This window comes from Flavonifractor sp. An306 (assembly GCF_002159455.1).
Lineage (GTDB): Bacteria > Bacillota > Clostridia > Oscillospirales > Oscillospiraceae > Flavonifractor.
Map to the genome: position 1 here is coordinate 1 of NZ_NFIQ01000054.1, position 26,166 is coordinate 26,166.

Below are 26,166 nucleotides of genomic sequence, written 5' to 3' on the forward strand. Positions count from 1 at the left end.
CGGTGCAGTGGCCCTAGGCCTGTTCGTTGCATATGCGTCAATGTTCGGGTATGATAAGCTGAAAGAGGCCTTAGAACAAATTACAAAATAAAAAAGGGCCCGGTGCTAAGTTGCACCGGGCCCTTTTTGCTTTTGGGGTTAATCCTCACGATTTATTACGCACCCGAAAAAACCGTTTACGAAAATAAATACAATGTGTTCGGATAACCCGCACTTTGGTACGGCTGAAGGGATTCGAACCCCCGACCTTTTGGTTCGTAGCCAAACACTCTATCCAACTGAGCTACAGCCGCATGTCAGAGAGGAGAACTGTCGATCTCTCGCTGACAGCTTAGTTATGATAACACAGGTTGAAACAGAATGCAAGCAAAATTTAAAAAAATTTCGGAAAATTTTGCCGGGGTCAGCCGGCGGCTGCCAACTGGTGGCGAAACAGGGTGCGGAAGAGCAGCCGGACCAGGGGGCCGCAGTAGAGCAGCTGCCAGATCAGGGCCATGGGCATGTTGCAGCCGAAGGTGTGGGCCCAGGTGCCGAAGCTGGGCTCCTTGAACAGCAGGGTGGCGATCAGGCTCATGGTGGGGCACATGATGCACACGATCATGGTGGAGATGGCGTAGGTGATGAACTGGGGCCGGTCAGTGGGGCGCATGAAGGTAAAGGCCAGCCTGGTGGCCAGCTTCTCCACCACGAAGAACTCCAGTACAAAGGCGATGGGGGCCATGATGGGCAGCTCGTGGAGGGCCATCAGGAAGGTCTGGTTGGTGACGCCGCCGGTGTTGAGGGCCACGTTGTAGACGATCATACCATAGACCATAATGACCGCCATGATGATGGTAAATACGATGTTCTGCAGCTTGGTTCTGGGCATGGAAAAAACTCCTCTCTCAAATTGGCCTTTGCGCAAAAAAAGAAAGCAGCGAAACGCCCGTCTCGCTACTTTCTTCACTGCGACTGCCTTCTGTCAGCTTTATTGTATCAGGTTTCTTCCGGCCTCGTAAGCGTTTTTTCCAGAATTACAGAAAAAAATCCGGCTTCTGCCGGAACGGACTTTGGGGAATCCGGCCTTCAGCGGGCGCCGTTGCCATCCCCCTCTGCCACGATCCGCTCCAGGCAGCCCATCAGGTCGGCCATGGTGTCCAGCTTGATGCCGAGCTGCAGGATGTGCTCCCGCAGCTCGGCGGGCATGGAGTCAAATTGGGGACGGATGGCAGGATTGACATAAGACATCAATAATCACCTCGTTTCTCCTGGGTCGCTCTCCATAGGATGCCCCATTGCATGGGAAAATATTCCTGTTTCAAGCGCCAAAAAACGCGCCTCTGAATCAGAGAGCGCGGAACTTTTGTCTGTCCCTCCCGCAGAGAGCTGTTGCCGCTCTGCGGGAGGACAGTGTACTTGTGCACTTGGGAAAGAGATAAGAGAGGAGGAGTCTCATGTCTTTGGTATCCTGACAACTCATATGATAGCAGATTCCTCCTGAAAGTGATGAACCGTTTTATAACTTACTGTGAACGATTTATGAACGCGGAAATCGACGCTTTCAGATGAGGGTGATGAAGTCGGCACTGGCCCAGCCCACCAGCCCGTCAAAGCGCACCACGTACCAGTCCTCCCACTGGTTCAGCACGGTAAGCCGGGCGCCGTCGTAGGCTTTGGCCAGCACGGGGGCGGAGAGGGAGGGGGTGTCCCGGATGTTGAGGTAGCCCCAGGAGACGTCCACCACCGCCGGGCGGGGGGACTGGGGCTCCAGGAAGGGCAGGCCGAAAAATTCCGTCAGGGAGAGGACGATGTTCCGGGCGATGGCGTCCAGGTTGTTTTTGACCCAGGCGGCGTCGTCCGGGTTGTCGTGGTAGCCTAGCTCCAGAAAGACTGACGGGGCCCGGACCCGCCGCACCTCGCCGATGGAGGTGGTGGCCTCGGTCCGTACCTTGTTGGGCAGGGGGTAGATGGTTTTCAGGCCGTTGGCGATCAGCGTGGCAGCCTTCTGCCCCTGGGCGGAGCCGGGGAAGTAGAACACCAGCACCCCCCGGATCTGGCCGTACTTGCCCTCCGGCGCAGCGTTGGAGTGGAGCGCCAGGTGCAGGTCGTAGTTGCCGGCGTTGGAGGCCCGGATGGAGGAGACCGCCGTCATTTCAGGGGTGTTGCGGGAGAATCGGATCCCGGCGGCGATGAGGTAGGGCTCCATGGCGTCCGCCAGGCGGTTCATCCACTCCTCCTCCGTGCCGCCGCTGACGTAGAGATTGTTTTCCTGGGTGGATGGGGACAGGTAGATTATGGGCATAGCAAGACCTCCTTTTTGCCCATCCTATGCGCAAAAAGGAGGTCCTGACAATGCGGTTATGTAGAGACGGGGAAGGGAGCAGTCCCTCAGTCGGCCTTGGGACCGGCGGCCACCAGGGCCTTGCCGGCATCGTTGCTGGTGTACTTGGCGAAGTTCTTCACGAACCGGGCGGCCAGATCCTTGGCCTTGGCGTCCCACTCAGAGGGATCGGCGTAGGTGTTCCGGGGATCCAGAATGTTGGTGTCCACGCCGGGCAGAGCGGTGGGGACGGCAAAATTGAAGTAGGGGATGGTCTTGGTCTCGGCCTTCCCGATGGAGCCGTCCAGGATGGCGTCAATGATGCCGCGGGTATCCTTAATGGAGATGCGCTTGCCGGTGCCGTTCCAGCCGGTGTTCACCAGGTAGGCCTTGGCGCCGGACTTCTGCATCTTCTTCACCAGCTCCTCGCCGTACTTGGTGGGGTGGAGCTCCAGGAAGGCCTGGCCGAAGCAGGCGGAGAAGGTGGGGGTAGGCTCGGTGATGCCCCGCTCGGTGCCGGCCAGCTTGGAGGTGAAGCCGGACAGGAAGTAGTACTCGGTCTGCTCCGGGGTCAGGATGGACACGGGAGGCAGCACGCCGAAGGCGTCGGCGGAGAGGAAGATCACGTTCTTGGCGTCCGGGCCAGCGGACACGGGACGAACGATCTTCTCGATGTGGTCGATGGGGTAGGAGACCCGGGTGTTCTCGGTGACCGAGTCGTCGTTGAAGTCGCAGTGGCCGTTTGCGTCCACGGTGACGTTCTCCAGCAGGGCGTTGCGCTTGATGGCGTTGTAGATGTCGGGCTCGGAATCCTTGTCCAGGTTGATGACCTTGGCGTAGCAGCCGCCCTCAAAGTTGAAGATGCCGTTGTCATCCCAGCCGTGCTCGTCGTCGCCGATGAGCAGGCGCTTGGGGTCGGTGGACAGGGTGGTCTTGCCGGTGCCGGACAGGCCGAAGAACAGGGCGGTGTTTTCGCCGTTCATGTCGGTGTTGGCGGAGCAGTGCATGGAGGCCATGCCCTTCAGGGGCAAGAAATAGTTCATCATGGAGAACATGCCCTTTTTCATCTCGCCGCCGTACCAGGTGTTCAGGATGACCTGCTCCCGGGAGGTGAGGTTGAAGATCACGGCGGTCTCGGAGTTCAGGCCCAGCTCCTTGAAGTTCTCCACCTTGGTCTTGGAGGCGTTATAGCAGACGAAGTCGGGCTGGAAAGACGCCAGCTCCTCGGCGGTGGGCTCAATGAACATGTTCTTTACGAAGTGGGCCTGCCAGGCCACCTCCATGATGAAGCGGATGGCCATGCGGGTGTCGGCGTTGGCACCGCAGAACACGTCCATGACGTACAGATTCTTGCCGGACAGAGCCTGGATGGCCAGCTCCTTGCAGGCGTTCCAGGCCTGCTGGGAGGCGGGTTTGTTGTCGTTTTTGAATTCATCGGAGGTCCACCACACGGTGTCCTTGGACACGTCGTCCATGACGATGAACTTGTCCTTGGGGGAGCGGCCGGTGTAAATGCCGGTCATGACGTTGACGGCGCCCAGGTCGGTGACCTGACCCTTATCGTAGCCCTCCAGGTCGGGACGGGTTTCCTCCTGGAACAGGACCTCATAAGAGGGGTTGCGGATGATCTCGGTGACGCCGGTAATGCCATACTGATTCAAATCAATGTTTGCCATAGTGCATGACCTCTTTTCCGTATTGATCTCCATGGGGCTCCGGTGGGGCGGCTGAGCCCAGAAGTTCCAGATGCTATGGACATAATCATACACAGAAATGGCCGTAAAGTCAATTCTCTGTGCCACATGATTTTGCAATTTTCATTCTCTGGGGTTTCAAACCGACCTCCGGCGGGGCGGGATACTCAGCCCAGCAGATTCTGCAGCGCCCGGGCCAGGGCAGCAAATTCCCCGATGCCCAGCCGCTCCCCCCGGACTCCTTCCGGCAGCCCGGCGGCGGCAATGGCCTGCCGGAGCTGTTCTTTGTCCAGCCGGTCTCCAAAGGCGGAATTCAGGCCGTTGAGCAGGGTCTTGCGCCGCTGGGCAAAGGCGGCGCGCACCACCCGGAAGAAAAAGGCCTCGTCCACCAGGTCCTGGGGAGGGGTATCCCGGGGCGTCAGCCGGATCACCGCCGAAGTCACCTTGGGGGCGGGGAGAAAACACTCCGGCGGCACCTCGAACAGGAACTCCGGCACGGTGTGGTACTGGCAGAACAGGGAGAAGGCGCCGTAGTCGGCGGTGCCGGGGGCGGCGCAGATGCGCAGAGCCACCTCCCGCTGGATCATCACTGTGATGGCCCGGAAGCAGCCTGCCTCGATCAGGGCGGTGAGCACGGGGGTGGTGATGTTGTAGGGCAGATTGGCGCAGGCCAGGGGAGTGAGGCCGGGAAACTGCTCCGCCGCCAGAGCGGCCAGGTCCAGCTTCATGGCGTCCCCCGGGATCACGGTTACGTTGTCGTAAGGGGCCAGGGTCTCGTCCAGAATGGGCAGCAGGGAGCGGTCCAGCTCGATGGCGGCCACCTTGCCCGCCCGCCGGGCCAGCTGCACCGTCAGCGGCCCGATGCCCGGCCCGATCTCCAGCACACCGCAGTCCTCGCCGGCACCGGAGGCGTCGGCGATGTCCCGGGGCACCCAGCCCTCAATGAGGAAGTTCTGTCCCATACTCTTGGAAAACCGGAACCCGTGGCGGCCCAGCAGAGCCCGGATGTCTTTTTCGTTGCATAAATCCATTGGGGATCACCTCGGTGTTAGATTGACAGCGAAAAGAACCGCCCGGAGGGGGCTCCGGGCGGTAGAAGGAACACTCAGTAGGCGGCCACCACGCCGCCGTCGTTGGCGTAGACGGTGGAGATGCCGCCGGTCTCGCTGATGAGAATTTCGGAGAACCGGCACTGCTGCAGCGCCAGCTCCCGCAGGTGATAGGCCCGCTCCAGACAGTTGCAGTGGACGATGGACAGCCGCTTGCCCGCGTGGTTGGGGTTGGCGGCCATCAGGGACGCCATTTTATTCAGGGCCTGTTTTACCGACATGGCCTGACCCTTCTTGCAGATCTCCCCCTCCGGGGTGGAGCCCAGCAGCAGCTTGATGCGCAGGGTGCTGGTCACCAGGGACTGCATCCGGGACAACCGGCCATTTTTCCGCAGATTGTCCAGATTCTCCAGCACGAACAGGGTCTCCATCTCCTCGATATAGCGGGACACCTGGGCCACCACCGTGGTGAAGTCCATACCGGACTGGGCCAGCTCCTGGATCTTCAGCGCCACCAGCACCTCGCCGGCGGAGGCGGAGCAGGAGTTGAAGATGTGGACGCTGGCGTTGGGATGCTCCTCCAGCCACAGATTGCGGGCCTGGGCCGCGGCGTTGTGGGAGCCGGAGAGCAGGGCGGACAGGGTGACCACATAGAGGTCATCCGCCCCGCAGTCAAAGGCGTCCAGATACTGGGCGGGAGAGGGGCAGGAGGTATGGGGGGCGGTGGGACACTCCTTCATGGCGTGGAGCAGCGCCCCGCGGTCAAAGCAGGCGTCGTCCACAATATCCTGACCGCCCACATGGATGGTCAGGGGCACGCTGACAAAGCAGCCCTCCCGCAGCTGGGCGGGGGTCAAATCACAGCAGCTATCGACAATAATCTTAAAACTCATAACAGAAATCCTCAAATATAATATTAAAAATTACATCCCTCTTTTGGGCCATTGTATCACCAATACCGAAAAAAGTAAAGGGAGAAGATGTAAACAAATTGGATTTCCTGAAAAGAGATCAGGGCCGCCAGGCAAACCGGTCGGGGGCGCCCACCAGGATCCGGGCGGAGCAGGGAGGCACCGGCAGCCAGGTGCGGCCGCCGTCGTTGTTGAAGATCTGGTCGCCATTGAGCACGTCCTGGAGCACCGGCTCCTGATGGGGAAATTCCACGTGGACCTCCTGGGGCTCCAGGTTAAAGACCACATACACCCGCTGGCTGTCGGTGGACCGGCGGAATACCAGCTGCTGGTTTTTGATGACCACGTTTTCGTACTGTCCTTCCCGCAGGGCGGGGAAGGCGGAGCGGATGGCGGCCAGATCGGACAGGTGGGCGCACAGGCTCTGATCCAGCGCTTCCATCTCCTTCAGCTCCAGGTGGGGCCGGAGCGCCGCGTCGGAGGTCTTGGTGCGGGCGCCCTGGATGGCCCACTCGCTGCCGTAGTAGAGGGAGGGGATGCCCGGCATGGTGTACAGCAGGGTGTACACGTTGTTCAGGTGGGCGGGGTCGGACAGCTTGCTGGCCAGCCGGTCCACGTCGTGGTTGTCCGCAAAGTTATAGAGGGTCAGATTCCGATAGATGCCCCCCGGCCCGAACTGGCGGTTGAGGGAGTGGGCGATCTCGAAATAGTTCTTGTCGTTGTGGGAGGACCACAGGCCCTTCCAGCACTCGTAATTGGTGACGGAGTCCAGCATCTCCGGGTTGGCCCACCGGGCGTAGTCCCCGTGGATGATCTCCCCCATGAGCCAGAAGTCCGGATCACGGTCCTTCACAAAGCCCTTGAGGGTGCGGAAGAAGTCAAAATCCACGCAGTCGGCGGCGTCCAGCCGCAGGCCGTCGATGTGGAAGGTATCCATCCACATACCCACCGCGTCCAGCAGGTGGCGCACCACGTCGGGGTTGCGCAGGTTGAGCTTCACCAGCTCGTAGTGGCCCTGCCAGGCGGTGTACCAGAAGGGGTCCCCCATGGGGGAGGGGCCGCCGAAGTTCAGGTCGTGGAACCAGCCGCAGTAGGGGGAGCCCTGGCCCTTTTCCCGCACGTCCTTGAAGGCCCAGAATTCCCGGCCCACGTGGTTGAACACCCCGTCCAGCACCACCCGGATGCCGTTTTCGTGGAGCTGCTGACACAGCTTGGCGAAGGAGTCGTTGTCCCCCAGGCGGCAGTCAATCTGGAAATAGTCAGCGGTGTCGTAGCCGTGCTTCACCGACTGGAACACCGGCCCCAGGTACAGGGCGTTGATCCCCAGCTCCTTCAGGTGGGGGATCCAGCGGTGGAGCTGCTCCAGCCGCTGGACCGGCTGGCCGAAGTCGTTGTACTCCGGCGCCCCGCAGAACCCCAGGGGATAGATATGGTAGAACACGGAATCGGTGGACCAATGACTCATAACAAACGCCTCCGTTTCAATGTGTGGAGCAGTTAATTGCCCTCTTCCTCCAGCTCCTTCAGCAGCTTCTGGTCCTCCTTGGAGGACAGGTCCAGCCTTTCGTACAGGTCGGGCCGCCGCTGCCGGGTGCGGAGGATGGACTGCTTCCGCCGCCATTTGGCAATGTTCTTGTGGTCGCCGGAGCGGAGGATGGGGGGGACCTTCCGGCCGTGCCACTCCTCCGGCCGAGAGTACTGGGGGTACTCCAGCAGGCCGTTCCAGTGGCTCTCGTTCTCAAAGCACTCGGGGTCGGACAGCACCCCGGGCACCAGCCGGGCCACCGCGTCGGCCACCACCATGGCGGCCAGCTCGCCGCCGGTGAGGACAAAGTCCCCGATGGAGATCTCCTCGTCCACGCACTCCTCGATGAACCGCTCGTCAATGCCCTCGTAGTGGCCGCACACCAGGATCAGGTGGTCGTAGTCGTCCCGCAGACGGCGGGCGTGGGCCTCGGTAAAGGTCCTGCCCGCGGGGGACATATAGATGGTGTGCCCCGGCCCGTAGGTGTCCACAATGTGCTTCCAGCACTGATAGAGGGGGTCGGCCTGCATCACCGCCCCCCGGCCGCCGCCGTAGGGGTAGTCGTCCACCTGCTTCTGTTTGTTCAGGGTGTAGTCCCGGATCTGGTGGGCCTCAATGCGGATGATGTCCCGCTCCTGGGCCCGGCCCAGGATGGACTCGTTCATCATATCCCCCACCGTCAGGTCAAAGAGGGTCATAATATCAATGCTATACATCGGTGCGCATCCCCTCAATGAGGCGGACCTTGATATAGCCCGCCTCCACATTGGTCTCCGCCAGGAACTCGTCCACGGCGGGGATCATGTACTCGTGCTCCCCCTTGACCACGTAGACCTCATGGGCGGGCGGGGTGAGCACGTCGGCCACCACCCCCAGCTTTTCGCCGGAAGCGGCGTCGATGACCTCCAGGCCCATCAGGTCGGCGATAAAGTGCCGGCCTTCGGGGAGCACCACGTTGGTGCGGTCGATAAACACGGTCTTGCCCTTCAGGGCCATGGCCCCGTTGACGTCATTTACCCCATCCAGGGTGGCCAGCACGTTGCCCTTATGGACCCGGGCGGCGCGCACCTTGACCGGCTTTCCGTCCAGATAGAGAGTGTCAAACTGGCAGAGAAACTCCGGGGTGTCGCACCAGGGGACGATTTTCACCTCGCCCTGGATGCCGTGGGTGTTGACGATCTGTCCGGCCTCTAAAAACTGGTTTTTCATGCTTTCCTAACCTCCTGCGGCCTGGATTCGGTGCAAAAAGCGGCGGGGTAGCTACCCCGCCGCTTTTCAGTCGACGATCTCGACGGAGACCTTGGTGCCCTGGCGCTGGGCCACGGAGCGCATCAGCGTGCGGATCTCCTTGGCGATGCGGCCCTGGCGGCCGATCACCTTGCCCATGTCCTCGGGGGCCACCCGAAGCTCCAGGACGGTCTCACTCTCGCCGGCGTGCTCGGTAACCACCACGGAGTCGGGATGGTCCACCAGGCTGCGGGCGATGTAGGTGAGCAGTTCCTTCATGCCAGCCTGACCTCCAAGTTAGATGGCGCCAGCTTTTTTCAGCAGAGCCTTCACGGTCTCGGTGGGCTGAGCGCCGGTCTTGATCCAGGCCTGGGCGCGCTCGGCGTCCACCTTGATCTCGGCGGGCTGGGTCAGCGGGTTGTAGGTGCCGATCTCCTCGATGAAGCGGCCGTCACGGGGATAGCGGGAGTCCGCCACCACGATGCGGTAGAAAGGAGACTTCTTAGCGCCCATACGACGCAGTCTGATCTTAACCATTGTATCTTCACCTCCATGTAAGTTTCAAACATCTATGGAAACGCGGCACGCCGCGCTTACCAACGCTTAAAAGGGCAGGCCGGGCAGCTTGCCGAAGCCCCCGAACTTTCCCATCCGGCCAAGCTTTTTCATATTCTTGCCGGAGAACTGCTTGCTCATCTGCTGCATCAGCTCGAACTGCTTGAGCAGACGGTTGATGTCCACCACCTGGGTGCCGGAGCCGGCGGCGATGCGCTTTTTCCGGCTGTTGTTCAGCAGGGAGGGGTCCTCCCGCTCGGCGGGGGTCATGGACAGGATGATGGCCTCGGTGCGGGCCAGGGCGGACTCGTCCACCATGGCGCCCTCCAGGGCCTTGCTGTTGACGCCGGGAAGCATCCCGGCGATGTCGGACAGAGAGCCCATGCTCTTGACCTGCACCAGCTGGTCATAGAAGTCTGCCAGGGTGAATTTGTTCTTGCGCAGCTTCTGCTCCAGCTCGGCGGCCTTCTTGGCGTCAAAGCTCTGCTGAGCCTTTTCGATCAGGGAGAGCACGTCGCCCATGCCCAGGATCCGGGAGGCCATCCGGTCGGGGTAGAACAGGTCCACCTGGTCCAGCTTCTCGCCCTGGCCCACAAACTTGATGGGCTTGCCGGTGACCGCCTTGATGGACAGGGCCGCGCCGCCCCGGGCGTCGCCGTCCAGCTTGGTGAGCATTACGCCGGTGATGTCCAGGGCCTCGTCAAAGGCCTTGGCGGCGTTCACCGCGTCCTGGCCGATCATGGCGTCCACAATGAGCAGAATCTCGGTGGGCTCGATGGCCTCCTTCATCTGCTTGAGCTGGTCCATCAGCTCCTCGTCCACGTGGAGCCGGCCGGCGGTGTCGATGAATACCATGTCGTTGCCGTGCTTTTTGGCGTGCTCAATGCCCGCCCTGGCGATGTCGATGGGGTCAATCTGACCCATCTGGAACACCGGCACGTCCACCTGGGAACCCACCACCTCCAGCTGGGTGATGGCGGCGGGGCGGAAGGTGTCGCAGGCCACCAGCAGGGGCCGCTTGCCCTGCTTTTTGAAAAAGCCCGCCAGCTTGGCGCCGTTGGTGGTCTTGCCCGCGCCGTTGAGGCCGCACAGCATGATCACCGTGGGGGGCTTGGGGGAGATGGTCAGCTTGCTGTTCTCCCCGCCCATCAGGTTGGTGAGCTCCTCGTTGACGATCTTCACGATCATCTGGGCGGGCGTCAGGCTCTCCAGCACATCGGAGCCCACGGCCCGCTCGGTGACCGAGGCGACAAACTGCTTGACCACCTTGAAGTTTACGTCGGCCTCCAGCAGGGCCATGCGGATCTCCTTCATGGCCTCCCTCACGTCGGCCTCGGAGAGCCGGCCCTTGCCCCGCAGCTTCTTGAACGCGGCGGAGAGCTTTTCGGTCAGTCCTTCAAATGCCATGGGTCACTCCTGTTTCAGCTGGGCCAGCAGCTCCTGGATGCGGTTGCACTGGAGCTCCAGCTCGTTGTCCTGCCACTTCTGATCGTTGCGCTGGAGGATGGCGTTCACAGCCGTCTCCATCTGGGCGAACTGCTCCTGCATTTTGTGGAACCGCCTGATGATGCCGGTCTTGTCCTCCAGCTCGGTGAGCACCGCCTCCGCCCGGACGATCACATCCCGCACACCCTGACGGGTGATGCCGTAGTTCTCCGCGATCTCCGCCAGAGACAGGTCCTCGTTATAATAGAGGTCGTAGAACTCCTTCTGCCGGTCGGTAAGCATGTCGCCGTAGAAATCGTACAGCAGCGCCATGCGGTACGCCTGGTTTTTCATCCCGCCGCCTCCTTCCTGGCCTCCGGTGGTTCTGTAAAGGAAGTAAAGTTTCTGGGCTTTACAACAATGAGGATGATACACGATTTTCCCCCGTTTGTCAAGGAGAATTTTCACCGGAACAACAGGTGCATATTTTGCCGGGATTGGCAGAGACTATGGGCGATTACCAAATAAGGAGGTCATCCATTTGAAACACCGTATCCTGACTGTGGCGGTGGCGGCGGCCCTGCTCCTGGCCGCCGCGCCGTCCGCCTCGGCCTTTTTCTTTGACGACGGGGAGGAGGTCCCCGTGGCCTACGACCTGGCCAAAAACGGACCGGCCGGGGAGACCCTCTCCTTTACCACGTCCGACTTCCACACCGACGGCGGCGAGCTGGACGCCATCGTGCTCTCCGCCCTGCCTGACAGCCAGGCGGGCACCCTGACCCTGGGGGGCCAGCTGCTGCGGGTGGGAGACGTGATCTCCATGAACGCGGTGGACGGCCTGCGCTACACCCCCAAGGACCAGACCGCCGCCTCCACCGCCCAGTTCAAGTTCCTGCCGGTGTTTTCCAACGGCACCAGCGGAGCGGAGCTGTCGGCCGACCTCTACCTGCTGGCCGAGGAGAATAGCGCGCCGGTGGCCCGGGACCTGGAGCTGACCACCTATAAAAACGTGGCCGTCACCGAGCGGTTCGATGGGGTGGACCCGGAGGGGGACCTTTTGACCTACCATGTGGTGAAAAAGCCGGCCCGGGGGGCGGTGACCATCCAGGAGGACGGTACCTTTGTTTACACCCCCTATGAGAACAAGACCGGAAAGGATACCTTCACCTACGTGGCGGTGGATGCGGTGGGTAATTCCTCCGACCCGGCCACAGTGAAGGTGAAGATTGAGAAGCCGGACACCAAGGTGACCTATTCCGACCTGGACGGCCACCCCGCTCAGAAGGCCGCCATCCGCCTGGCGGAGGAGGACATCTTTGTGGGGGAGTGCATGAACGGGGCCTACTTCTTCCAGCCTGACGCCACTGTGACCCGCAGCCAGTTTGTCACCATGGTGATGAACACCGTGGGTATGGAGGCCCTGGAGGGGGTGGAGCGTACCGGCTTTGCCGACGACGACGCCATCGAGACCTGGGCCAAGCCCTATGTGTCCTCCGCCCTGAAGAGCGGCCTGATCCAGGGCAGCCGGAACGAGGCGGGCCAGGTGGTGTTCCAGGGGGACGGCGCCGTGACCACGGCGGAGGCGGCGGTGCTGCTGGACCGGGCTCTCCAGGTCACCGACGTGGACGCCCAGACCTTTGCCGACGGCGACGCTCCGGCCTGGGTCGCCCAGTCCGCCGCCAACCTGACCACCTGCGGCGTGCTGGAGAGCGGAGACAGCCTGGGGACCCAGCTGACCCGGGGGGAGGCCGCCCAGCTGCTGTGCGCTTCCCTGGAGCTGCTGGACAGCCGGGACACCGGCTGGTTCTGATCCGGAGGACCGGGCCCTTGAGGCCCGGTCCTTTTTTGAAGGGCACAGACTAAAAAAAGGGAATAACAGTTGAGCAAAATAAGAAAATGTGGTATAATGTCACGCTAGCGCATATGATACTGGAGAGCCTATTTCTCTCTGACGAGGTGTGAATATGAAGATCGTTGTGTTGGCCGGCGGCCTTTCCCCGGAGCGAAACGTGTCCCTTTCCACTGGCGCCATGGTGACCGAAGCCCTGCGGGGGCTGGGCCACCGGGCGGGACTGGTGGACCTGTTTTTCGGAGCGGAGGAGGCGGACGAGGGCTTTTTTGACGCCCCGGTGCCCGAATCCTTTAAAAAGGTAAGCCGGGAAGCCCCCGACCTGGAGCAGGTGCGCGCCAGCCGCCCGGGGGACAGCCGGAGCATGTTCGGCCCCCACGTGCTGGAGCTGTGCCAGATGGCGGACCTGGCGTTCCTGGCCCTCCACGGTACCTGCGGCGAGGACGGCAAGGTCCAGGCCACTCTGGAGCTGATGGGGATTCCCTATACCGGGGCGGGCTACCTGGGCAGCGCCATCGCCATGGATAAGGACCTGACCAAGCGGCTGGTGGCCGACGTGGTGAGCACCCCCGGCTGGAAGACGGTGGAGTACAAGGCGGAGGACATCGACGGCCTGGTGGAGAACGCCCGGCTGCCCCTGGTGGTCAAGCCGGTGGCCAGCGGCTCCTCTATCGGCGTGTCCATCGCCTATACCGCCGACGAGCTGCGGAAAGCCCTTGTGGACGGCCTGGAGCTGGGCGGCCGCACGGTGCTGGAGGAGTACATCAAGGGCCGGGAGATCCAGGTGGGCATTCTGGAGGACAAGGCCCTGCCCTCCATTGAGATCATCCCCAAGGAGGGCTTTTACGACTATGCCAACAAGTACCAGCCCGGCGCGGCTTTGGAGGTGTGTCCGGCGGAGATCCCCGCCCAGACCGAGGAGAAGCTGCGCGCCGCCGCCCTGCGGGTGTATGAGACCCTGGGGCTGAGCGTGTACTCCCGGGCGGACTTTATCGTCACCTCCGACGGGGAGCCCTGGTTCCTGGAGATCAACACCCTGCCCGGCATGACGCCCACCAGCCTGCTGCCCCAGGAGGCCGCGGCGGTGGGGATCGACTATCAACAGCTGTGCCAGCGGATTGTGGAGGCCTCTCTGGAGGCCCGCCGGCAGGGAAGATAAGAAGGAGAGAAGCAGAGATGGAGCCCATGACCATACGGGAAATTCTGGAGGCTGTCCACGGCAGCCTGCTGGGAGAATTTGGGGATTTGAACCGCACGGTGGGCCGGGTGGAGACCGACAGCCGCACCATCCACGCCGGCTCCCTGTTCATTCCCCTGTCCGGGGAGCGGTTTGACGGACACGCCTATATCAATTCCGCCCTGGAGGGGGGCGCCGCCGGGTGCTTCACCCAGCGGGAGCGGGAGAGCTATCTGTCCGGGAAGTTTTATATTAAGGTGGATTCTACCCAGAGGGCCCTCCGGGATCTGGCCAAGTACTACAAGGCCAAGTTCCCCATTCCCGTAATCGCCATCACCGGCTCGGTGGGTAAGACCACCACCAAGGACATGGTGGCGGCGGTGCTGGGGGAGAAGTACAACGTGCTCAAGACCGAGGGCAACCTGAACAATGAGATCGGGGTGCCCATGACCCTGCTGCGGCTGAAGCCGGAGCATCAGCTGGCGGTGCTGGAGCTGGGGATGAACCACGCCGGGGAGATCGACTATCTCTCCGCCCTGGTGGAGCCCGACGTGGTGCTGATGACCAACATCGGGGACTCCCATATCGAGCACTTCGGCTCCCGGGAGAAGATCCTGGAGGCCAAGAGCGAGATCTTCCACCACGCCAAGCCGGACGCTCTGGCCATTATCAACGGGGACGACCCTCTGCTGAACACCCTGCCCGGCAAGCTGCCCTTCTCCTTCCTGCGGGTGGGGGCGGGGGAGGGCCTGGACTACCGGGCCAGCGACCTGAGCAGCGATGGTAAGAGCCGGCTCACCTGCCGGGTGAGCACCCCTAAAGGAACGTTCCCTGTGGAGATCCCCGCTCTGGGGGACCACATGATCTACCCCACCCTGATGGCCGCCGCGGTGGGCGAGCACTTTGGCCTGACGCCCGACGAGATCGCCAGCGGCGTGCTCCATTTCGCTCCCACCAAAATGCGGATGAACATTCTCCACCGCCAGGACAACATCACCATCCTCAACGACACCTACAACGCCAACCCCCAGTCCATGCGGGCGGCGGTGCAGGTGCTGTCCAACGCCAACGGAGAGCAAAAGATTGCCGTGCTGGGGGATATGTTTGAGCTGGGGCCTCTGGCCCCCGCCCTCCACGCCGGCATCGGTGAGTATCTGGGCAAGGCGGGCATCCAGTGCCTGGTGGCGGTAGGCGAGCTGGCAAAGCACATCTACACCGCCGCCCAGGAGGCCGGCGTGCCCCAGTGCTTCTACTGTGAGACCAAGGAGCAGGCCAAACCGGTGCTGGATGAGCTGGTGAAGCCCGACGCCACCATCCTGGTCAAGGCCTCCCGGGGCATGGCGATGGAGGAGCTGGTGGAGTACCTGCTGACCGTCACTAAAGAGGCATAAAAAGGGGGCCGGTGTCTCCACCGGCTCGCCTTTATCCAAACAGGTTTTGCAGATTCTCCCGGAAGGGCGGGTAGATGACCCCCTTCTCGGTGATGATGCCGGTGACCAGGCTGTGGGGGGTCACGTCGAAGGCGGGGTTATACACCTCCACCGTCCTGGGCGCGGTCTGCACCCCGTAGAGGGTGCGCACCTCGTCGGCCTCCCGCTCCTCAATGGGGATGCCCGACCCGTCGGGAATGGACAGGTCAATGGTGGAGCAGGGAAGGGCCACATAGAAGGGGACCCCGTGATGGTGGGCGTTTACCGCCACCGAGTAGGTGCCGATCTTGTTGGCAAAGTCGCCGTTGGCCGCCATCCGGTCGCAGCCCACCACCACCAGGTCGATCTTCCCCTTGGCCATCAGACTGGCCGCCATGTTGTCAGCGATGAGGGTGGCGGGAATGTGGTCGGTCACCAGCTCGTAGGCGGTGAGCCGGGCGCCCTGGAGGAGGGGCCGGGTCTCGTCGGCGTACACCATGTCCACTTTGCCCTGCTCGTGGGCCGCCCGGATTACCCCCAGGGCGGTGCCGTAGCCGCCGGTGGCCAGGGCCCCGGCGTTGCAGTGGGTGAGAATGCGGGCGTGGTCGGGTACCACCGCCGCGCCGTGACGCCCCATGGCTCTGCACATGGCCACGTCCTCCTGGTGGATGGCGATGGCCTCGGCAATGAGGGTGTCCGGGTTCCCGCCGCAGGCAGCCGCCTGTTTCTCCATCCGCTCCAGGGCCCAGAACAGGTTGACCGCCGTGGGACGGCTGGCGGCCAGGGCCGCCTTGGCCTCCTTCAGGTTGGCCCCCTCTAGGGCGGCCAGGCAGTAGGCGTAGGCGGCGGTGACCCCGATGGCGGGGGCGCCCCGCACCACCATGGTGCGGATGGCGTCGATTACCGGCCGGTAGTCGGTATAGGAGAGCCAGACCTCCTCCACCGGGAGTTTGGTCTGATCGAGCAAGAAAAGGGTATTTCCTTCCCAACGAATCGCGTCCATAGGAATGACCTCCATTCTTTGTTGCGGTTCCAATATATCACAAGTGCGCACGGGAGTAAACATAAGATGATTGATATTGCGGTCTCGAACCTGTCCAAGGAGTTCGAGGTAGGCAAAAAAATATTGGACGGGCTCACCTTCCAGGTGGATCAGGGGGAGCGGGTGGGCCTGCTGGGCAAAAACGGCGCTGGCAAGACCACCCTGTTTAAGATGCTCACCGGAGAGCTGGACTGGGACGAGGGGGAGATCCACATTGCCCCCGGCAAGGGCCTGGGGCTTATCTCCCAGATCCCGGTGTATCCCCCGGAGTACACCGTGGAGGACGTGCTCCAGACCGCCTTTCAGCGGCTCCACGACATAGAGAAGGAGCTGGAGGAGCTGACCGGGCGGATGGCGGGGGACAGTGACCCCGCCCTGCTGCGGCGGTATGATGCCCTGTCCGCCGCCTTTGAGGCGGGAGGCGGGTACGACACCGCCACGCCGCTGAATAAGGTGTGTAACGGCCTGCTGATTTCCCAGGACATGCGGGGCCAGCTCTTTTCCTCCCTGTCCGGCGGGGAAAAGACCCGGGTGAACCTGGCCCGGCTGATTTTGGAGGACACCGACATCCTGCTGCTGGACGAGCCCACCAACCACCTGGACCTGCGGGCCACCGAGTGGCTGGAGGAGTATCTGGACAAGTATAAGGGCACCGTGCTGGCCATCTCCCACGACCGCTGGTTTCTGGACCGGGTGGTGAAGCGGGTCATCGAGATCCAGGACGGCAAGGCGGAGTTCTATGCGGGCAACTACTCCTTCTATGTGGAGGAGAAGGAGCGCCGCTATCAGGAAAAGCTGAAGCAGTACGAGAAGGAGCAGGCCAAAATCGAGCAGCTGGAGAAGGCCGCCGAGCAGCTGCGGGTGTGGGCCTACTCCGGCATGGACAAGACCTTCAAGCGGGCCCAGTCCATGGAGAAACGCATCGAGCGGATGCGCACCACCGACAAGCCCACCAAGGAGCGCCGCCTGGACATCAAGTTCGGGGAGCGGGAGTTCCGGGGGGACGAGGTGCTCACCATCAAGGAGCTGAAAAAGTCCTTTGACGGGCGTACCCTCTTTGACCACGTGAACCTGGAGGTGGTAGGGGGCGAGCGCATCGCCCTGCTGGGGGACAACGGCACCGGCAAGTCCACCCTGCTGAAAATTCTGCTGGGGGAGGAGGAGCCTGACTCCGGCAAGCTGCGGATGGGACCCACGGTGAAGGTGGGCTACCTGCCCCAGATCATCCACTTTGACAGGCCGGAGCGTAATCTGGTGGACACCATGCTCTATGCCCAGGACTGCTCCACCCAGACCGCCCGCAACCGGCTGGCCGCCTTCAACTTCCGGGGGGAGGACGTGTTCAAGCCGGTGTCCGCCCTGTCCGGCGGGGAGCAGAGCCGCCTGCGGCTGTGCATGCTGATGGACGAGAAGATTAACCTGCTGATCCTGGACGAGCCCACCAACCACCTGGACATTGCCAGCCGGGAGTGGATCGAGGAGGCGGTGGCCGACTATGAGGGCAACCTGCTCTTTGTCTCCCACGACCGCTACTTTATCAAGCAGTTTGCCACCCGGATCTGGATGCTGGAGGACGGACATATCACCGACTTCCGGGGCACCTTTGAGGAGTTCCGGGCGGCCCGGGAGCGGGCCAAAAGCCAGGCGGCCGCCCCTGTGAAGGCGGAGCCGGAGAAGCCCAAAAAGGAAAAACCCAAGCGGCCCGGCGGCACCAAGGAGCTGGAAAAGCAGGTGGCCGCGGCGGAGCGGGCGGTGGCCAAGGCGGAGGAGCGTCAGTATGAGCTGACGCTGAAGGCCGAGGAGGTGGCCTCCAACTATCTGGAGCTGCAGAAGGTGTACGACGAGCAGAAGGCTCTGGAGGAGGAGATCGCCGCCCTCTATACCCAGTGGGAGAAGCTGGCCGCCGAGCTGGAGGAGGCCAGAGGGTGAACAGGAAACGGAAACCTCTGTGGCTGAAGGCCCTGCTGGGTCTGGTTCTGGCCGGGACAGTGACCTTCGGCGCGCTGTTCGGGGCGGTGCTCTGCGGCGCCCATGACCATGTCCGGGGCGACCCCCAGGTGATGGTCATTCTGGGCTGCCAGGTGAAGCCCTGGGGCCCCTCGGTGCTCCTTCAGGACCGGCTGGACAAGGCCCTGGACTATCTGGAGGACCACCCGGACCTGACCATCGTGGTGTCCGGCGGCCAGGGGCCCGACGAGCCCGTCAGCGAGGCCCGGTGTATGTACGACTATCTGACGGAGCACGGCGTGGACGGAGCGCAGATCCTTATGGAAGACCAGTCCCACAATACGGTGGAAAATCTGCGCTATACTATGGACTTGCTGGCGGAAGCGGGGTACGACACCACTGCCGATATGGTGGTGGTGTCCAACGGCTTCCACCTGACCCGGGTGCGGATGCTGTGGAGCCGGGTATGCGGGGGAGACTATAATCTGTCCACCCTGGCGGCCCCCAGCTCCCATGTGCCCTCCCGCCTGAAAATGTACATCCGGGAGCCCCTGGCTCTGGTAAAATCCTTTGTGTTCGACAGGTGATAGAGTTTGGATATGCTGCAAAGACTGAGCGCATTGGACCTGCGCTTTTCCAATATCGAGGCCCAGCTGGGGGCGGGGGAGACCTACGAAGACCCGGCTCTGGTGGCCAAGCTGAATAAGGAGCAGCGGGAGCTGGAGCCGGTGGTCACCGCCTACCGGAAGTATCTGCGCTGCCAGCAGGAGCTGAAGGACGCCGAAGAGCTGATGAGCGACCCGGAGCTGGGAGAGATGGCCAAGGAGGAGTACCAGCAGGCCAAGGAGGAGCTGGCCCGGCTGGAGGACGAGATCCGCATCCTGCTGCTCCCCCGGGACCCCAACGACGGCAAGAACGTCATCGTGGAGATCCGGGCCGGCGTGGGCGGGGAAGAGGCCGCCCTGTTCGCCCACTCCCTGTTCCGCATGTACTCCATGTACGCCGACGCCCGCCGCTGGAAGGTGGAGGTGGATTCCATCAGCGAGACCGAGCTGGGCGGCGTGAAGGAGATCTGCTTTACCATCGAGGGGGATGGCGCCTACTCCCGGCTGAAGTTTGAAAGCGGGGTCCACCGGGTCCAGCGGGTGCCCGAGACCGAGTCCGGCGGGCGGATCCACACCTCCACCGCCACGGTGGCGGTGCTGCCCGAGGTGGACGAGGTGGACTTTGAGCTCAACCCCGCCGATATTGAGATGCAGGTGTTCCGCGCCTCCGGCGCGGGCGGCCAGCACGTGAACAAGACCTCCTCCGCCGTGCGGCTCATCCACAAGCCCACCGGCACGGTGGTGGAGTGCCAGCAGGAGCGCAGCCAGTTCCAGAACCGGGACAAGGCCATGCAGCTGCTGCGCTCCCGTCTGTACGAGGAGAAGGTGCGGGAGCAGGAGCAGGCGGTTACCGACCAGCGCCGCAGCCAGGTGGGCACCGGTATGCGCAACGAGCGCATCCGCACCTACAACTTCCCCCAGGGCCGGATGACCGACCACCGCATCGGCCTGACGCTGTATAAGCTGGAAAATGTGATGAACGGCGATCTGGACGAGATCATCGACGGCCTGATCACCGCCGACCAGGCCGAGCGCCTGAAGCACAGCCAGGATACGTGAACGCAACAGGAGGAACCATCTATGGAACTGATCATTCATTTTACCGCCCTTCCGGAGCACCTGTCCCTGGAGGCGGTCAAGTCCGATCTGGCCGACCTGCTGGAGGACGACGGCTGGCTCACCGGCTCCGGCCCAGCCTTTATTGAGCTGGAGCTGGAGGACGAGAAGGTCAACCCCAAATACGGCATCCTCACCGTAAAAAATTATCTGCAGCAAGCGGCGTTTGCCCCCGATACCACCATCGAACTGGCGGGCACGCCAGTGGGCATCTATGAATAAAAGGAGGAGCATCCCATGAAAATTGCCATTGGAGTTCTGAACGTTGTGGCGGGCGCCGCCCTGCTGGCGGCGGGTGTTTTGACCATTGTGCAGCCCGGCCGGACCCGGCGGGCGGTCCGCCGCCGCCGTCATTTCTGAGGAGCGAGGCGAGCAGCGTGAACACACAGCGACTGACCGCCGGACAGACCGAACAGGCGGCGGAGCTTCTCCGCCGGGGCGGCCTGCTGGGCATCCCCACCGAGACGGTGTACGGCCTGGGGGCCGACGGCCTGAACCCCCAGGCGGTGGCCCATATTTTTGAGGCCAAGGGCCGCCCCCAGGACAACCCCCTGATTCTCCATATTCCCACGGCGGACTGGCTGGAGCGGTACTGCGCGGACATTCCGCCCGCCGCCTATGCCCTGGCGGAGCGGTTCTGGCCGGGCCCCCTGACCATGATTCTGAAGCGGAAACCCATCGTCCCCGACGCTGTGACCGCCGGACTGGACACGGTGGGGATGCGCTGCCCGGCCCATCCGGTGTGCCGGGCCATCATCGCCGCCGCCGACCGGCCGGTGGCCGCCCCCTCGGGCAACACCTCCGGCCGCCCCAGCCCCACCAACATGGCGGATATGCTGGAGGATATGGACGGCAAGATCGACGGCATCGTGGACGGCGGCCCCTGCACCGTGGGGGTGGAGTCCACCATCATCGACCTGACCGAGCAGCCTCCCCGGCTGCTGCGGCCCGGCGGCGTGACGCTGGAGGAGCTGGAGCAGGCACTGGGAGAGGTGGCGGTAGACCCGGCGGTGACCCGGCTCATGGGCGCTGGAGAACAGCCCCGCGCTCCCGGTATGAAGTACCGCCACTATGCCCCCAAGGCCCCGGTGACAGTGGTGCGGGGGAGCCCCGCCGACGCCGCCCGGTATATCCGCCGGCATCTGGATGATGGAGACGGGGTGATCTGCTTCAACGAGTTCGTGCCCCTGTTTGAGGGCCATCCGGTGGAGCCCATCGGCCCCAAGGACGACCCGGCGGAGCAGGCCCGGCGGGTGTTCGACGCCCTGCGGTACTTTGACGGCACGGACGTGGTACATATCTGGGCCCAGTGTCCCGATCCGGAGGGCATCGGGCTGGCGGTGTCCAACCGCCTGAACAAGGCGGCTGGCTTTCACATTGTGGACGCCGCGAAAAAAAATTAAAAAATTTTTCCTCCCGATGAATGGATGGGCCCGGCCCCATCGTATTGTAGGTGAAACGGGTCGGAGATACCCAACTTTTGAAGGAGGAATGGAAGATGAAAAAGATCAGAATTGCAGCTCTGTCCGCCGCCGTGGTGCTCACCCTGGGGATTACCACCGCCTTTGCCGCCGGAGGCAGAAACTATGTGGACGCCAACGGCGACGGCGTGTGCGACAACCACGGCGCCAACTGCCTCTATGTGGACGCCGACGGGGACGGGGTGTGCGACAATTACGGCACCGGTCTGGGCGGTGGCCATCACGGCGGCCGCTGGGGCGGTGGCCGCGGGTGCGGCCGCTGGTAAGGGAGCCGGCTGATCCGCGCCGGGGAAAACGAGGGAAATGACATATGCGCAGTGAGCAGGAGACCAATGAGGCAATCGAACGATACGGAGACACCGTCCGGCGTCTGTGCATGCTTCACCTGAAGCATGAGGCGGACGCCCAGGACGTCTTTCAGACGGTATTCCTCAAATATCTCCTGCACACCGCCGACTTTGAGAGCCAGGAGCATGAAAAGGCCTGGTTTATCCGAGTCACCATCAACGCCTGCCGGGATGTGCTGAAAAGCGTGTTCCGCAGGCGTACTGTTTCTCTGGAGGCGGCGGCGGAGCTCCCCGCTCAGCTCACCGACGAGAACAGGGAGGTGCTGCAGGCGGTGCGTGCCCTTCCCCCCAAGTACCGGGAGGTGGTGTATCTCCACTATTACGAGGGCTATACCGCCCCGGAGATCGCGGGGATCCTGCGCAAGAACGTGAACACCGTTTATACCAATCTGACCCGGGCCAGAGAGCAGCTCAAGACCATGCTGGGAGGTGAGGAGGATGGATGAACAAATTCGGGCGGCCTTTGACCAGATCCACGCCACACCGGAGGACAAGGAACGCACCCGGGCCTTTCTGGCCCAGGCCAGACGCCGCAGGGCCAGACCCCGCCGCAGCCTGGCGGCGGCCGCGGCGGGCTTTTTGCTGGTGCTGTGCGCCCTGGGGGGCTACTGGGCCTACTTTGTTCCCACCTCCGCCATCAGCGTGGAGACCGACTCCGCCCTGAAGCTGGAGGTCAACCGCTTTGACCAGGTGGTTGGCGTCCAGGGGTACGGGGAAGGGGGCGAGGAGCTTGCCCAGTCCCTGAATCTGCAATTTATGGACTACCAGCAGGCGCTGGAGCTGCTGCTGGAGGCGTGGTCCGGCCAGCAGGTGGACATTACGGTGACCGGCGAAAACCAGGATCAGTGCAGCCGGCTGCTGGAGGGGGCGGAGGCCTGCGGGGACGGGGAGAACGTCCACTGTGCCCAGGGCAGCCAGGAGGAGCTGGAGGCCGCCCACCATGCGGGGCTGCCCTTTGGCAAATACCGGGCCTATCTGGAATTGCAGGCGCTGGACCCCAGCGTGACGGTGGAGGATGTGCAGGGTATGAGTATGGCGGAGCTTCGGGCCTGGATCGCCGCCCTGTCCGACGGAGAGAGCCAGCCCCAGAGCACACCGTCCACCCAGACCGGCCAGGGCTGGGAAGAGGAAGCAGAGCATGAAACCGGTCATGGAAGCGGCCACGGAAATGGCCATGGCTATGGCTATGGCGGGCCGCCCTGGTGAGTCTAATTCCTTCGGCATGGTGAAATTTACAAATCGCTAACAAACCCCTTGCGGGATATGCTATACTATCAGCGGGAGGCGAACAGCCATGAAACGCATCGGCATTACCGGCCCCACCGGGGCGGGAAAAACCACCGCCCTGAACGCCCTGGTGTGCCTGGGCGCCCACGTTATTGACGCGGACCGGGTGTACCATCAGCTGCTGGAGGGCAGCGCGCCCATGCGGGCGGAGCTGACGGCCCGGTTCGGGCCGGGTATTCTGGACAGCGCGGGCAGGGTGGACCGGAAGGCGCTGGGCGGCGTGGTATTTGCAGATCCGGCGGCCCTGGCCGACCTGAACGCCATCACCCACAGGTATGTGATGGAGGAGATCCAGCGGCAGACGGCTCAGGCGGAGGCCCAGGGCAGGCCTGCCGTGGCCATTGACGCCATCGCCCTCATTGAGAGCGGGGCGGCGGACGCCTGCGACGTGGTGGTGGGCGTGCTGGCACCCAAGGAGGTGCGGGTGTGCCGGATCATGGCCCGGGAGGGAATTTCGGAGGCGTACGCCCGCAAGCGGGTGGATGCCCAGCAGGGGGACGATTTTTTCCGGGCCCACTGCGGATATATCCTGGAAAACGGCGGGGAAGACCCGGCGGAATTTGAGGCCCGGGCGCTGGCCCTGTTCGCCCCGTGGATCGAGCATATCTCAAATGGAAAATAGGAGGAACCGCATATGGAAGAAAAACAAAAGACTCCGGGCGAGCTGCGCCGGGAGGCGCTGTGCTACAAGCCCAAGAACGGCTATGACCGGCTGAGCCCTCAGGACGAGGCGGACATGAACGCCTACTGCGAGGACTATAAGAAGTTCCTGGACGCGGGCAAGACCGAGCGGGAGTGCGTGGACGAGACCCTCCGCCTGGCGGAGAAGCACGGCTTCAAGCCCTTTACCCGGGGCATGGCCCTCAATCCCGGCGACAAGGTGTACCGGGTGAACCGGGGCAAGGCGGTGATGCTGGCGGTGATCGGCACCCGCTCCCTCAGCGAGGGCGTGAACATCGGCGCGGCCCACATCGACGCCCCCCGGCTGGACCTGAAGCCCAACCCCATGTACGAGGACGCCGAGCTGGCCTTCCTCAAGACCCACTACTACGGCGGCATCCGCAAGTACCAGTGGGTGACCATCCCCCTGGAGCTTCACGGCGTCATCGCCCTGAAGGACGGCACCACCGTCAAGGTGTGCGTGGGCGCCGGGGAGGGGGAGCCCCAGTTTACCATTGACGACCTGCTGCCCCATCTGGGCGCGGAGCAGTCCAAGAAGCCCCTGGGCGAGGCCATTCCCGGCGAGAGCCTGAACCTGCTCATCGGCAGCCGTCCCTTCAAGGACGATGAGGGTTCTGATCGGGTGAAGCTGGCCATTCTGGACCTGCTGAACCAGAAGTACGGCATCGTGGAGGAGGACTTCATCTCCGCCGAGCTGTCCGCCGTGCCCGCCTTCCGGGCCACCGACATCGGCTTTGACCGCTCCCTTATCGGCGCCTACGGCCACGACGACCGGGTGTGCGGCTTTGCCGCCCTGGCCGCCCTGTTTGCTCTGGGCACCCCCGCCCGCACCGCCGTGTGCATGCTGGCGGACAAGGAGGAGATCGGCTCCGAGGGCGTGTCCGGTATGCGCTCCGCCGCCTTCGACACCTTCATGAGCGATCTGTGCGACGCCCAGCGGGTGCCCCTGAAGGTGTGCTATGAGAAGTCCTTCTGCCTGTCCGCCGACGTGACCGCGGCCTTTGACCCCAACTTTGCCGACGTGTATGAGAAGCGCAACAGCGCCCGGGTGAACTACGGTATGGGCCTGTGCAAGTACACCGGCGCCCGGGGCAAGTCGGGTGCCTCCGACGCCTCCGCCGAGCTGGTGGCCTACACCCGCAAGGTGCTGGACGCCGCTGGCGTGGTGTGGCAGATGGCCGAGCTGGGCAAGGTGGACGCCGGCGGCGGCGGTACCGTGGCCTGCTATATGGCCGAGCGGGACATTGACACCCTGGACGCCGGGGTGCCGGTGCTCTCCATGCACGCCCCCTTCGAGACCGTGTCCAAGCTGGACTGCTATATGACCTATAAGGGCATGAAGGCGGTCTACGAGGCGCAGTAAAACCGCAGCAAAAAGTCCGGACCCCGTTGGGGTCCGGACTTTTTTGTTAGTCCAGGGCAATGCTCCGGCAGCGGGTTATCTCAAAACCGCCGGTACCGGTACGGCCCTCTGCCGCCGTGCGGGCGGCGTAGTCGTTGAAGTGCCACCACTCCGACTCCAGAGGCGTCATCCCCGCTTTTCCAAAGTACCCCCGCAGGGCGATGGCGGGCTCGTTCATAGAGTCTGCCAGCGTGGTTTCCCCGGGGCCGGTGGTGGAGGCGGAGGCCAGACTGAGCTCGTGGATAGGGGTGGGCATTTCGTACTCCTCATACTCCACCGGCACCAGGTAGCTGTATTCCCCGGTGGAGCGCTGCTCGGTCTTTGTCACCTTCACCAGGCTGACATCCACCGCAAACCCCTTCTGGTGGTTGGAGTAGCCGGTGTTGATGAAGTAGGTCATGGACCATGGGGGCGTGGACAGACCCGCCTTCACTTCCGGATCGGCCTCCGCCAGGGCGGATACCGCTTTCACAATGGCCCGCTGGGTGGCGTAGGGGCGGTAGCCCTCATAGAGCTTCAGACTGTTGCCCTGGGCCAGAGCCGCCTGCTGGGCGGCGCACACTCTTTTGGCGGTGTGGTAGAGCACCGGCATCAGGAACTGATCCTGCTCCAGCCGGGGGTTGTACACTTTGCCCTGATAAAGGGCCTGCCCGGTGATGCCGGGGATCTCCTTTCCCGAGGTGAGATACCGGGAGGAATAGGAGTTGGCGGCGTCATACACGATGGAGGGCACCACATCGGGCAGGTTGATCATGCAGAAGCGGTGGTCCACCCACCCAGTTCCGTGGGAGGAGGATACCTTCCACCAGTTTCCCTTTTCGCTGAGGATGGTAAAGGAATCTCCGGGGGAGAGTACCGCCAGGGCTCCGGCATAGGGGTCGGGCGTGGGCGTGGGAGCCGGCGTGGAGGAGGCCGGGGCGGAGAGGGTGCGGGCCACAGCCGCCGGAGCGGGGCTTTCCGTGGCCGACGGGGCGGACGGGCCGGGCTCCGCGCTGGGGGAGGAGGAGACCTCCGGCTCCGGTGAAAGGCTGGGCGACGGCTCCGGCGCCGGAGCCTCGGTGGGCGTGGGAGCAGGCGTGGGTGTGGAGGCCGGCGTAGGAGTTGGCGTTGGGGTGGGTGTTGGTGTCGGTGTCGGGGT

At 63.1% G+C, this 26,166-nt stretch carries 29 protein-coding genes, 1 tRNA gene and 1 pseudogene; 15 read left to right on the forward strand and 16 right to left on the reverse strand.

Annotation, left to right across the window (positions count from 1 at the left end):
• Positions 1 to 216 precede the first annotated feature (216 nt).
• The 14 genes from B5F88_RS13245 to ylxM form a co-directional block, all read right to left on the reverse strand.
• A tRNA-Arg gene (locus tag B5F88_RS13245) sits at positions 217 to 293 on the reverse strand.
• A gap of 110 nt (positions 294 to 403) precedes the next feature.
• On the reverse strand, positions 404 to 868 hold the full coding sequence (locus B5F88_RS13250) for a DUF2798 domain-containing protein (RefSeq protein ID WP_087346969.1): 465 nt from the start codon (positions 866 to 868) through the stop codon (positions 404 to 406).
• Between the two features lie 197 nt (positions 869 to 1,065).
• Entirely contained in the window at positions 1,066 to 1,227 is a 162-nt protein-coding gene (locus B5F88_RS21085) for a hypothetical protein (RefSeq protein WP_204246242.1), read from the reverse strand.
• Positions 1,228 to 1,540: 313 nt separating this feature from the next.
• On the reverse strand, positions 1,541 to 2,281 hold the full coding sequence (locus B5F88_RS13255) for an N-acetylmuramoyl-L-alanine amidase (RefSeq protein ID WP_087346972.1): 741 nt from the start codon (positions 2,279 to 2,281) through the stop codon (positions 1,541 to 1,543).
• 86 nt (positions 2,282 to 2,367) lie between these two features.
• Positions 2,368 to 3,975 (reverse strand): phosphoenolpyruvate carboxykinase (ATP), encoded by a 1,608-nt coding sequence (gene pckA / locus B5F88_RS13260; protein WP_087346975.1) that lies wholly within the window; start codon positions 3,973 to 3,975, stop codon positions 2,368 to 2,370.
• A gap of 185 nt (positions 3,976 to 4,160) precedes the next feature.
• Entirely contained in the window at positions 4,161 to 5,024 is an 864-nt protein-coding gene (rsmA, locus tag B5F88_RS13265; protein ID WP_087346978.1) for a 16S rRNA (adenine(1518)-N(6)/adenine(1519)-N(6))-dimethyltransferase RsmA, read from the reverse strand.
• Positions 5,025 to 5,098: 74 nt separating this feature from the next.
• Positions 5,099 to 5,935 carry a DegV family protein gene (locus B5F88_RS13270; RefSeq protein WP_087346981.1) on the reverse strand — a complete coding sequence of 279 codons (837 nt, stop codon included), beginning with the start codon at positions 5,933 to 5,935 and terminating at the stop codon, positions 5,099 to 5,101.
• 118 nt (positions 5,936 to 6,053) lie between these two features.
• On the reverse strand, positions 6,054 to 7,418 hold the full coding sequence (locus tag B5F88_RS13275) for an alpha-amylase family glycosyl hydrolase (RefSeq protein WP_087346984.1): 1,365 nt from the start codon (positions 7,416 to 7,418) through the stop codon (positions 6,054 to 6,056).
• Between the two features lie 32 nt (positions 7,419 to 7,450).
• Positions 7,451 to 8,194, reverse strand: coding sequence for a tRNA (guanosine(37)-N1)-methyltransferase TrmD (gene trmD, locus B5F88_RS13280; protein ID WP_087346987.1), 744 nt, complete (start codon positions 8,192 to 8,194; stop codon positions 7,451 to 7,453).
• Entirely contained in the window at positions 8,187 to 8,687 is a 501-nt protein-coding gene (rimM, locus tag B5F88_RS13285) for a ribosome maturation factor RimM (RefSeq protein WP_087346990.1), read from the reverse strand. Before rimM ends, trmD begins: the two co-directional genes overlap by 8 nt.
• Positions 8,688 to 8,753: 66 nt before the next feature.
• Positions 8,754 to 8,984 carry a KH domain-containing protein gene (locus tag B5F88_RS13290; RefSeq protein ID WP_087346993.1) on the reverse strand — a complete coding sequence of 77 codons (231 nt, stop codon included), beginning with the start codon at positions 8,982 to 8,984 and terminating at the stop codon, positions 8,754 to 8,756.
• Positions 8,985 to 9,002: 18 nt separating this feature from the next.
• Positions 9,003 to 9,242, reverse strand: coding sequence for a 30S ribosomal protein S16 (gene rpsP / locus B5F88_RS13295; RefSeq protein ID WP_087346996.1), 240 nt, complete (start codon positions 9,240 to 9,242; stop codon positions 9,003 to 9,005).
• 66 nt (positions 9,243 to 9,308) lie between these two features.
• Positions 9,309 to 10,667: a signal recognition particle protein gene (ffh, locus tag B5F88_RS13300; RefSeq protein ID WP_087346998.1), complete on the reverse strand. Its 1,359-nt coding sequence runs from the start codon at positions 10,665 to 10,667 to the stop codon at positions 9,309 to 9,311.
• Positions 10,668 to 10,670: 3 nt separating this feature from the next.
• On the reverse strand, positions 10,671 to 11,039 hold the full coding sequence (gene ylxM, locus B5F88_RS13305; RefSeq protein WP_087347001.1) for a YlxM family DNA-binding protein: 369 nt from the start codon (positions 11,037 to 11,039) through the stop codon (positions 10,671 to 10,673).
• 187 nt (positions 11,040 to 11,226) lie between these two features.
• Here ylxM and B5F88_RS13310 point away from each other — a divergent pair, with 187 nt between their 5' ends.
• The 3 genes from B5F88_RS13310 (at position 11,227) to murF (ending at position 15,102) form a co-directional block, all read left to right on the forward strand.
• On the forward strand, positions 11,227 to 12,495 hold the full coding sequence (locus B5F88_RS13310; protein WP_087347004.1) for an Ig-like domain-containing protein: 1,269 nt from the start codon (positions 11,227 to 11,229) through the stop codon (positions 12,493 to 12,495).
• A 154-nt stretch (positions 12,496 to 12,649) separates the two neighbouring features.
• Positions 12,650 to 13,693: a D-alanine--D-alanine ligase gene (locus B5F88_RS13315; protein WP_087347007.1), complete on the forward strand. Its 1,044-nt coding sequence runs from the start codon at positions 12,650 to 12,652 to the stop codon at positions 13,691 to 13,693.
• A 17-nt stretch (positions 13,694 to 13,710) separates the two neighbouring features.
• Entirely contained in the window at positions 13,711 to 15,102 is a 1,392-nt protein-coding gene (gene murF, locus B5F88_RS13320) for a UDP-N-acetylmuramoyl-tripeptide--D-alanyl-D-alanine ligase (RefSeq protein WP_087347010.1), read from the forward strand.
• A gap of 31 nt (positions 15,103 to 15,133) precedes the next feature.
• Here murF and mtnA read toward each other — a convergent pair whose 3' ends face one another.
• Positions 15,134 to 16,123 carry an S-methyl-5-thioribose-1-phosphate isomerase gene (gene mtnA / locus B5F88_RS13325; RefSeq protein WP_087347013.1) on the reverse strand — a complete coding sequence of 330 codons (990 nt, stop codon included), beginning with the start codon at positions 16,121 to 16,123 and terminating at the stop codon, positions 15,134 to 15,136.
• 66 nt (positions 16,124 to 16,189) lie between these two features.
• Between mtnA and abc-f the strand changes: the two genes are divergently transcribed.
• From abc-f to B5F88_RS13375, 11 genes are all read left to right on the forward strand, one after another.
• Positions 16,190 to 18,091: a ribosomal protection-like ABC-F family protein gene (abc-f, locus tag B5F88_RS13330; RefSeq protein WP_087347016.1), complete on the forward strand. Its 1,902-nt coding sequence runs from the start codon at positions 16,190 to 16,192 to the stop codon at positions 18,089 to 18,091.
• A complete protein-coding gene (locus tag B5F88_RS13335; protein WP_087347019.1) occupies positions 18,088 to 18,696 on the forward strand; it encodes a YdcF family protein in 609 nt (202 codons plus the stop codon). Before abc-f ends, B5F88_RS13335 begins: the two co-directional genes overlap by 4 nt.
• Positions 18,697 to 18,708: 12 nt before the next feature.
• On the forward strand, positions 18,709 to 19,773 hold the full coding sequence (gene prfA / locus B5F88_RS13340) for a peptide chain release factor 1 (RefSeq protein ID WP_087347023.1): 1,065 nt from the start codon (positions 18,709 to 18,711) through the stop codon (positions 19,771 to 19,773).
• A gap of 21 nt (positions 19,774 to 19,794) precedes the next feature.
• Positions 19,795 to 20,052, forward strand: coding sequence for a hypothetical protein (locus B5F88_RS13345; protein WP_087347026.1), 258 nt, complete (start codon positions 19,795 to 19,797; stop codon positions 20,050 to 20,052).
• Positions 20,053 to 20,067: 15 nt separating this feature from the next.
• Positions 20,068 to 20,190: a hypothetical protein gene (locus B5F88_RS21815; RefSeq protein ID WP_275532937.1), complete on the forward strand. Its 123-nt coding sequence runs from the start codon at positions 20,068 to 20,070 to the stop codon at positions 20,188 to 20,190.
• 17 nt (positions 20,191 to 20,207) lie between these two features.
• Positions 20,208 to 21,233 carry an L-threonylcarbamoyladenylate synthase gene (locus B5F88_RS13350; protein ID WP_087347029.1) on the forward strand — a complete coding sequence of 342 codons (1,026 nt, stop codon included), beginning with the start codon at positions 20,208 to 20,210 and terminating at the stop codon, positions 21,231 to 21,233.
• Between the two features lie 95 nt (positions 21,234 to 21,328).
• Positions 21,329 to 21,577, forward strand: a complete 249-nt coding sequence (locus tag B5F88_RS13355) for a hypothetical protein (RefSeq protein WP_087347033.1) — start codon at positions 21,329 to 21,331, stop codon at positions 21,575 to 21,577.
• A gap of 44 nt (positions 21,578 to 21,621) precedes the next feature.
• Positions 21,622 to 22,104, forward strand: a complete 483-nt coding sequence (locus B5F88_RS13360; RefSeq protein ID WP_087347036.1) for a sigma-70 family RNA polymerase sigma factor — start codon at positions 21,622 to 21,624, stop codon at positions 22,102 to 22,104.
• On the forward strand, positions 22,097 to 22,864 hold the full coding sequence (locus tag B5F88_RS13365; protein ID WP_087347039.1) for a hypothetical protein: 768 nt from the start codon (positions 22,097 to 22,099) through the stop codon (positions 22,862 to 22,864). Before B5F88_RS13360 ends, B5F88_RS13365 begins: the two co-directional genes overlap by 8 nt.
• Positions 22,865 to 22,952: 88 nt before the next feature.
• Complete coding sequence (coaE, locus tag B5F88_RS13370; RefSeq protein ID WP_087347042.1) at positions 22,953 to 23,567, forward strand: dephospho-CoA kinase; 615 nt, start codon at positions 22,953 to 22,955, stop codon at positions 23,565 to 23,567.
• A 12-nt stretch (positions 23,568 to 23,579) separates the two neighbouring features.
• A complete protein-coding gene (locus B5F88_RS13375; RefSeq protein WP_087347047.1) occupies positions 23,580 to 24,989 on the forward strand; it encodes an aminopeptidase in 1,410 nt (469 codons plus the stop codon).
• A 46-nt stretch (positions 24,990 to 25,035) separates the two neighbouring features.
• Here the strand turns inward: B5F88_RS13375 and B5F88_RS13380 are convergent, their stop codons facing one another.
• On the reverse strand, positions 25,036 to 25,965 hold the full coding sequence (locus B5F88_RS13380) for a D-alanyl-D-alanine carboxypeptidase family protein (RefSeq protein ID WP_140402122.1): 930 nt from the start codon (positions 25,963 to 25,965) through the stop codon (positions 25,036 to 25,038).
• On the opposite strand from B5F88_RS13380, the pseudogene B5F88_RS13385 reads away from it, so the two are divergent.
• Positions 25,955 to 26,166 (forward strand): annotated as a pseudogene (locus tag B5F88_RS13385) (hypothetical protein); the annotation flags it as partial. The gene B5F88_RS13380 and the pseudogene B5F88_RS13385 overlap by 11 nt on opposite strands.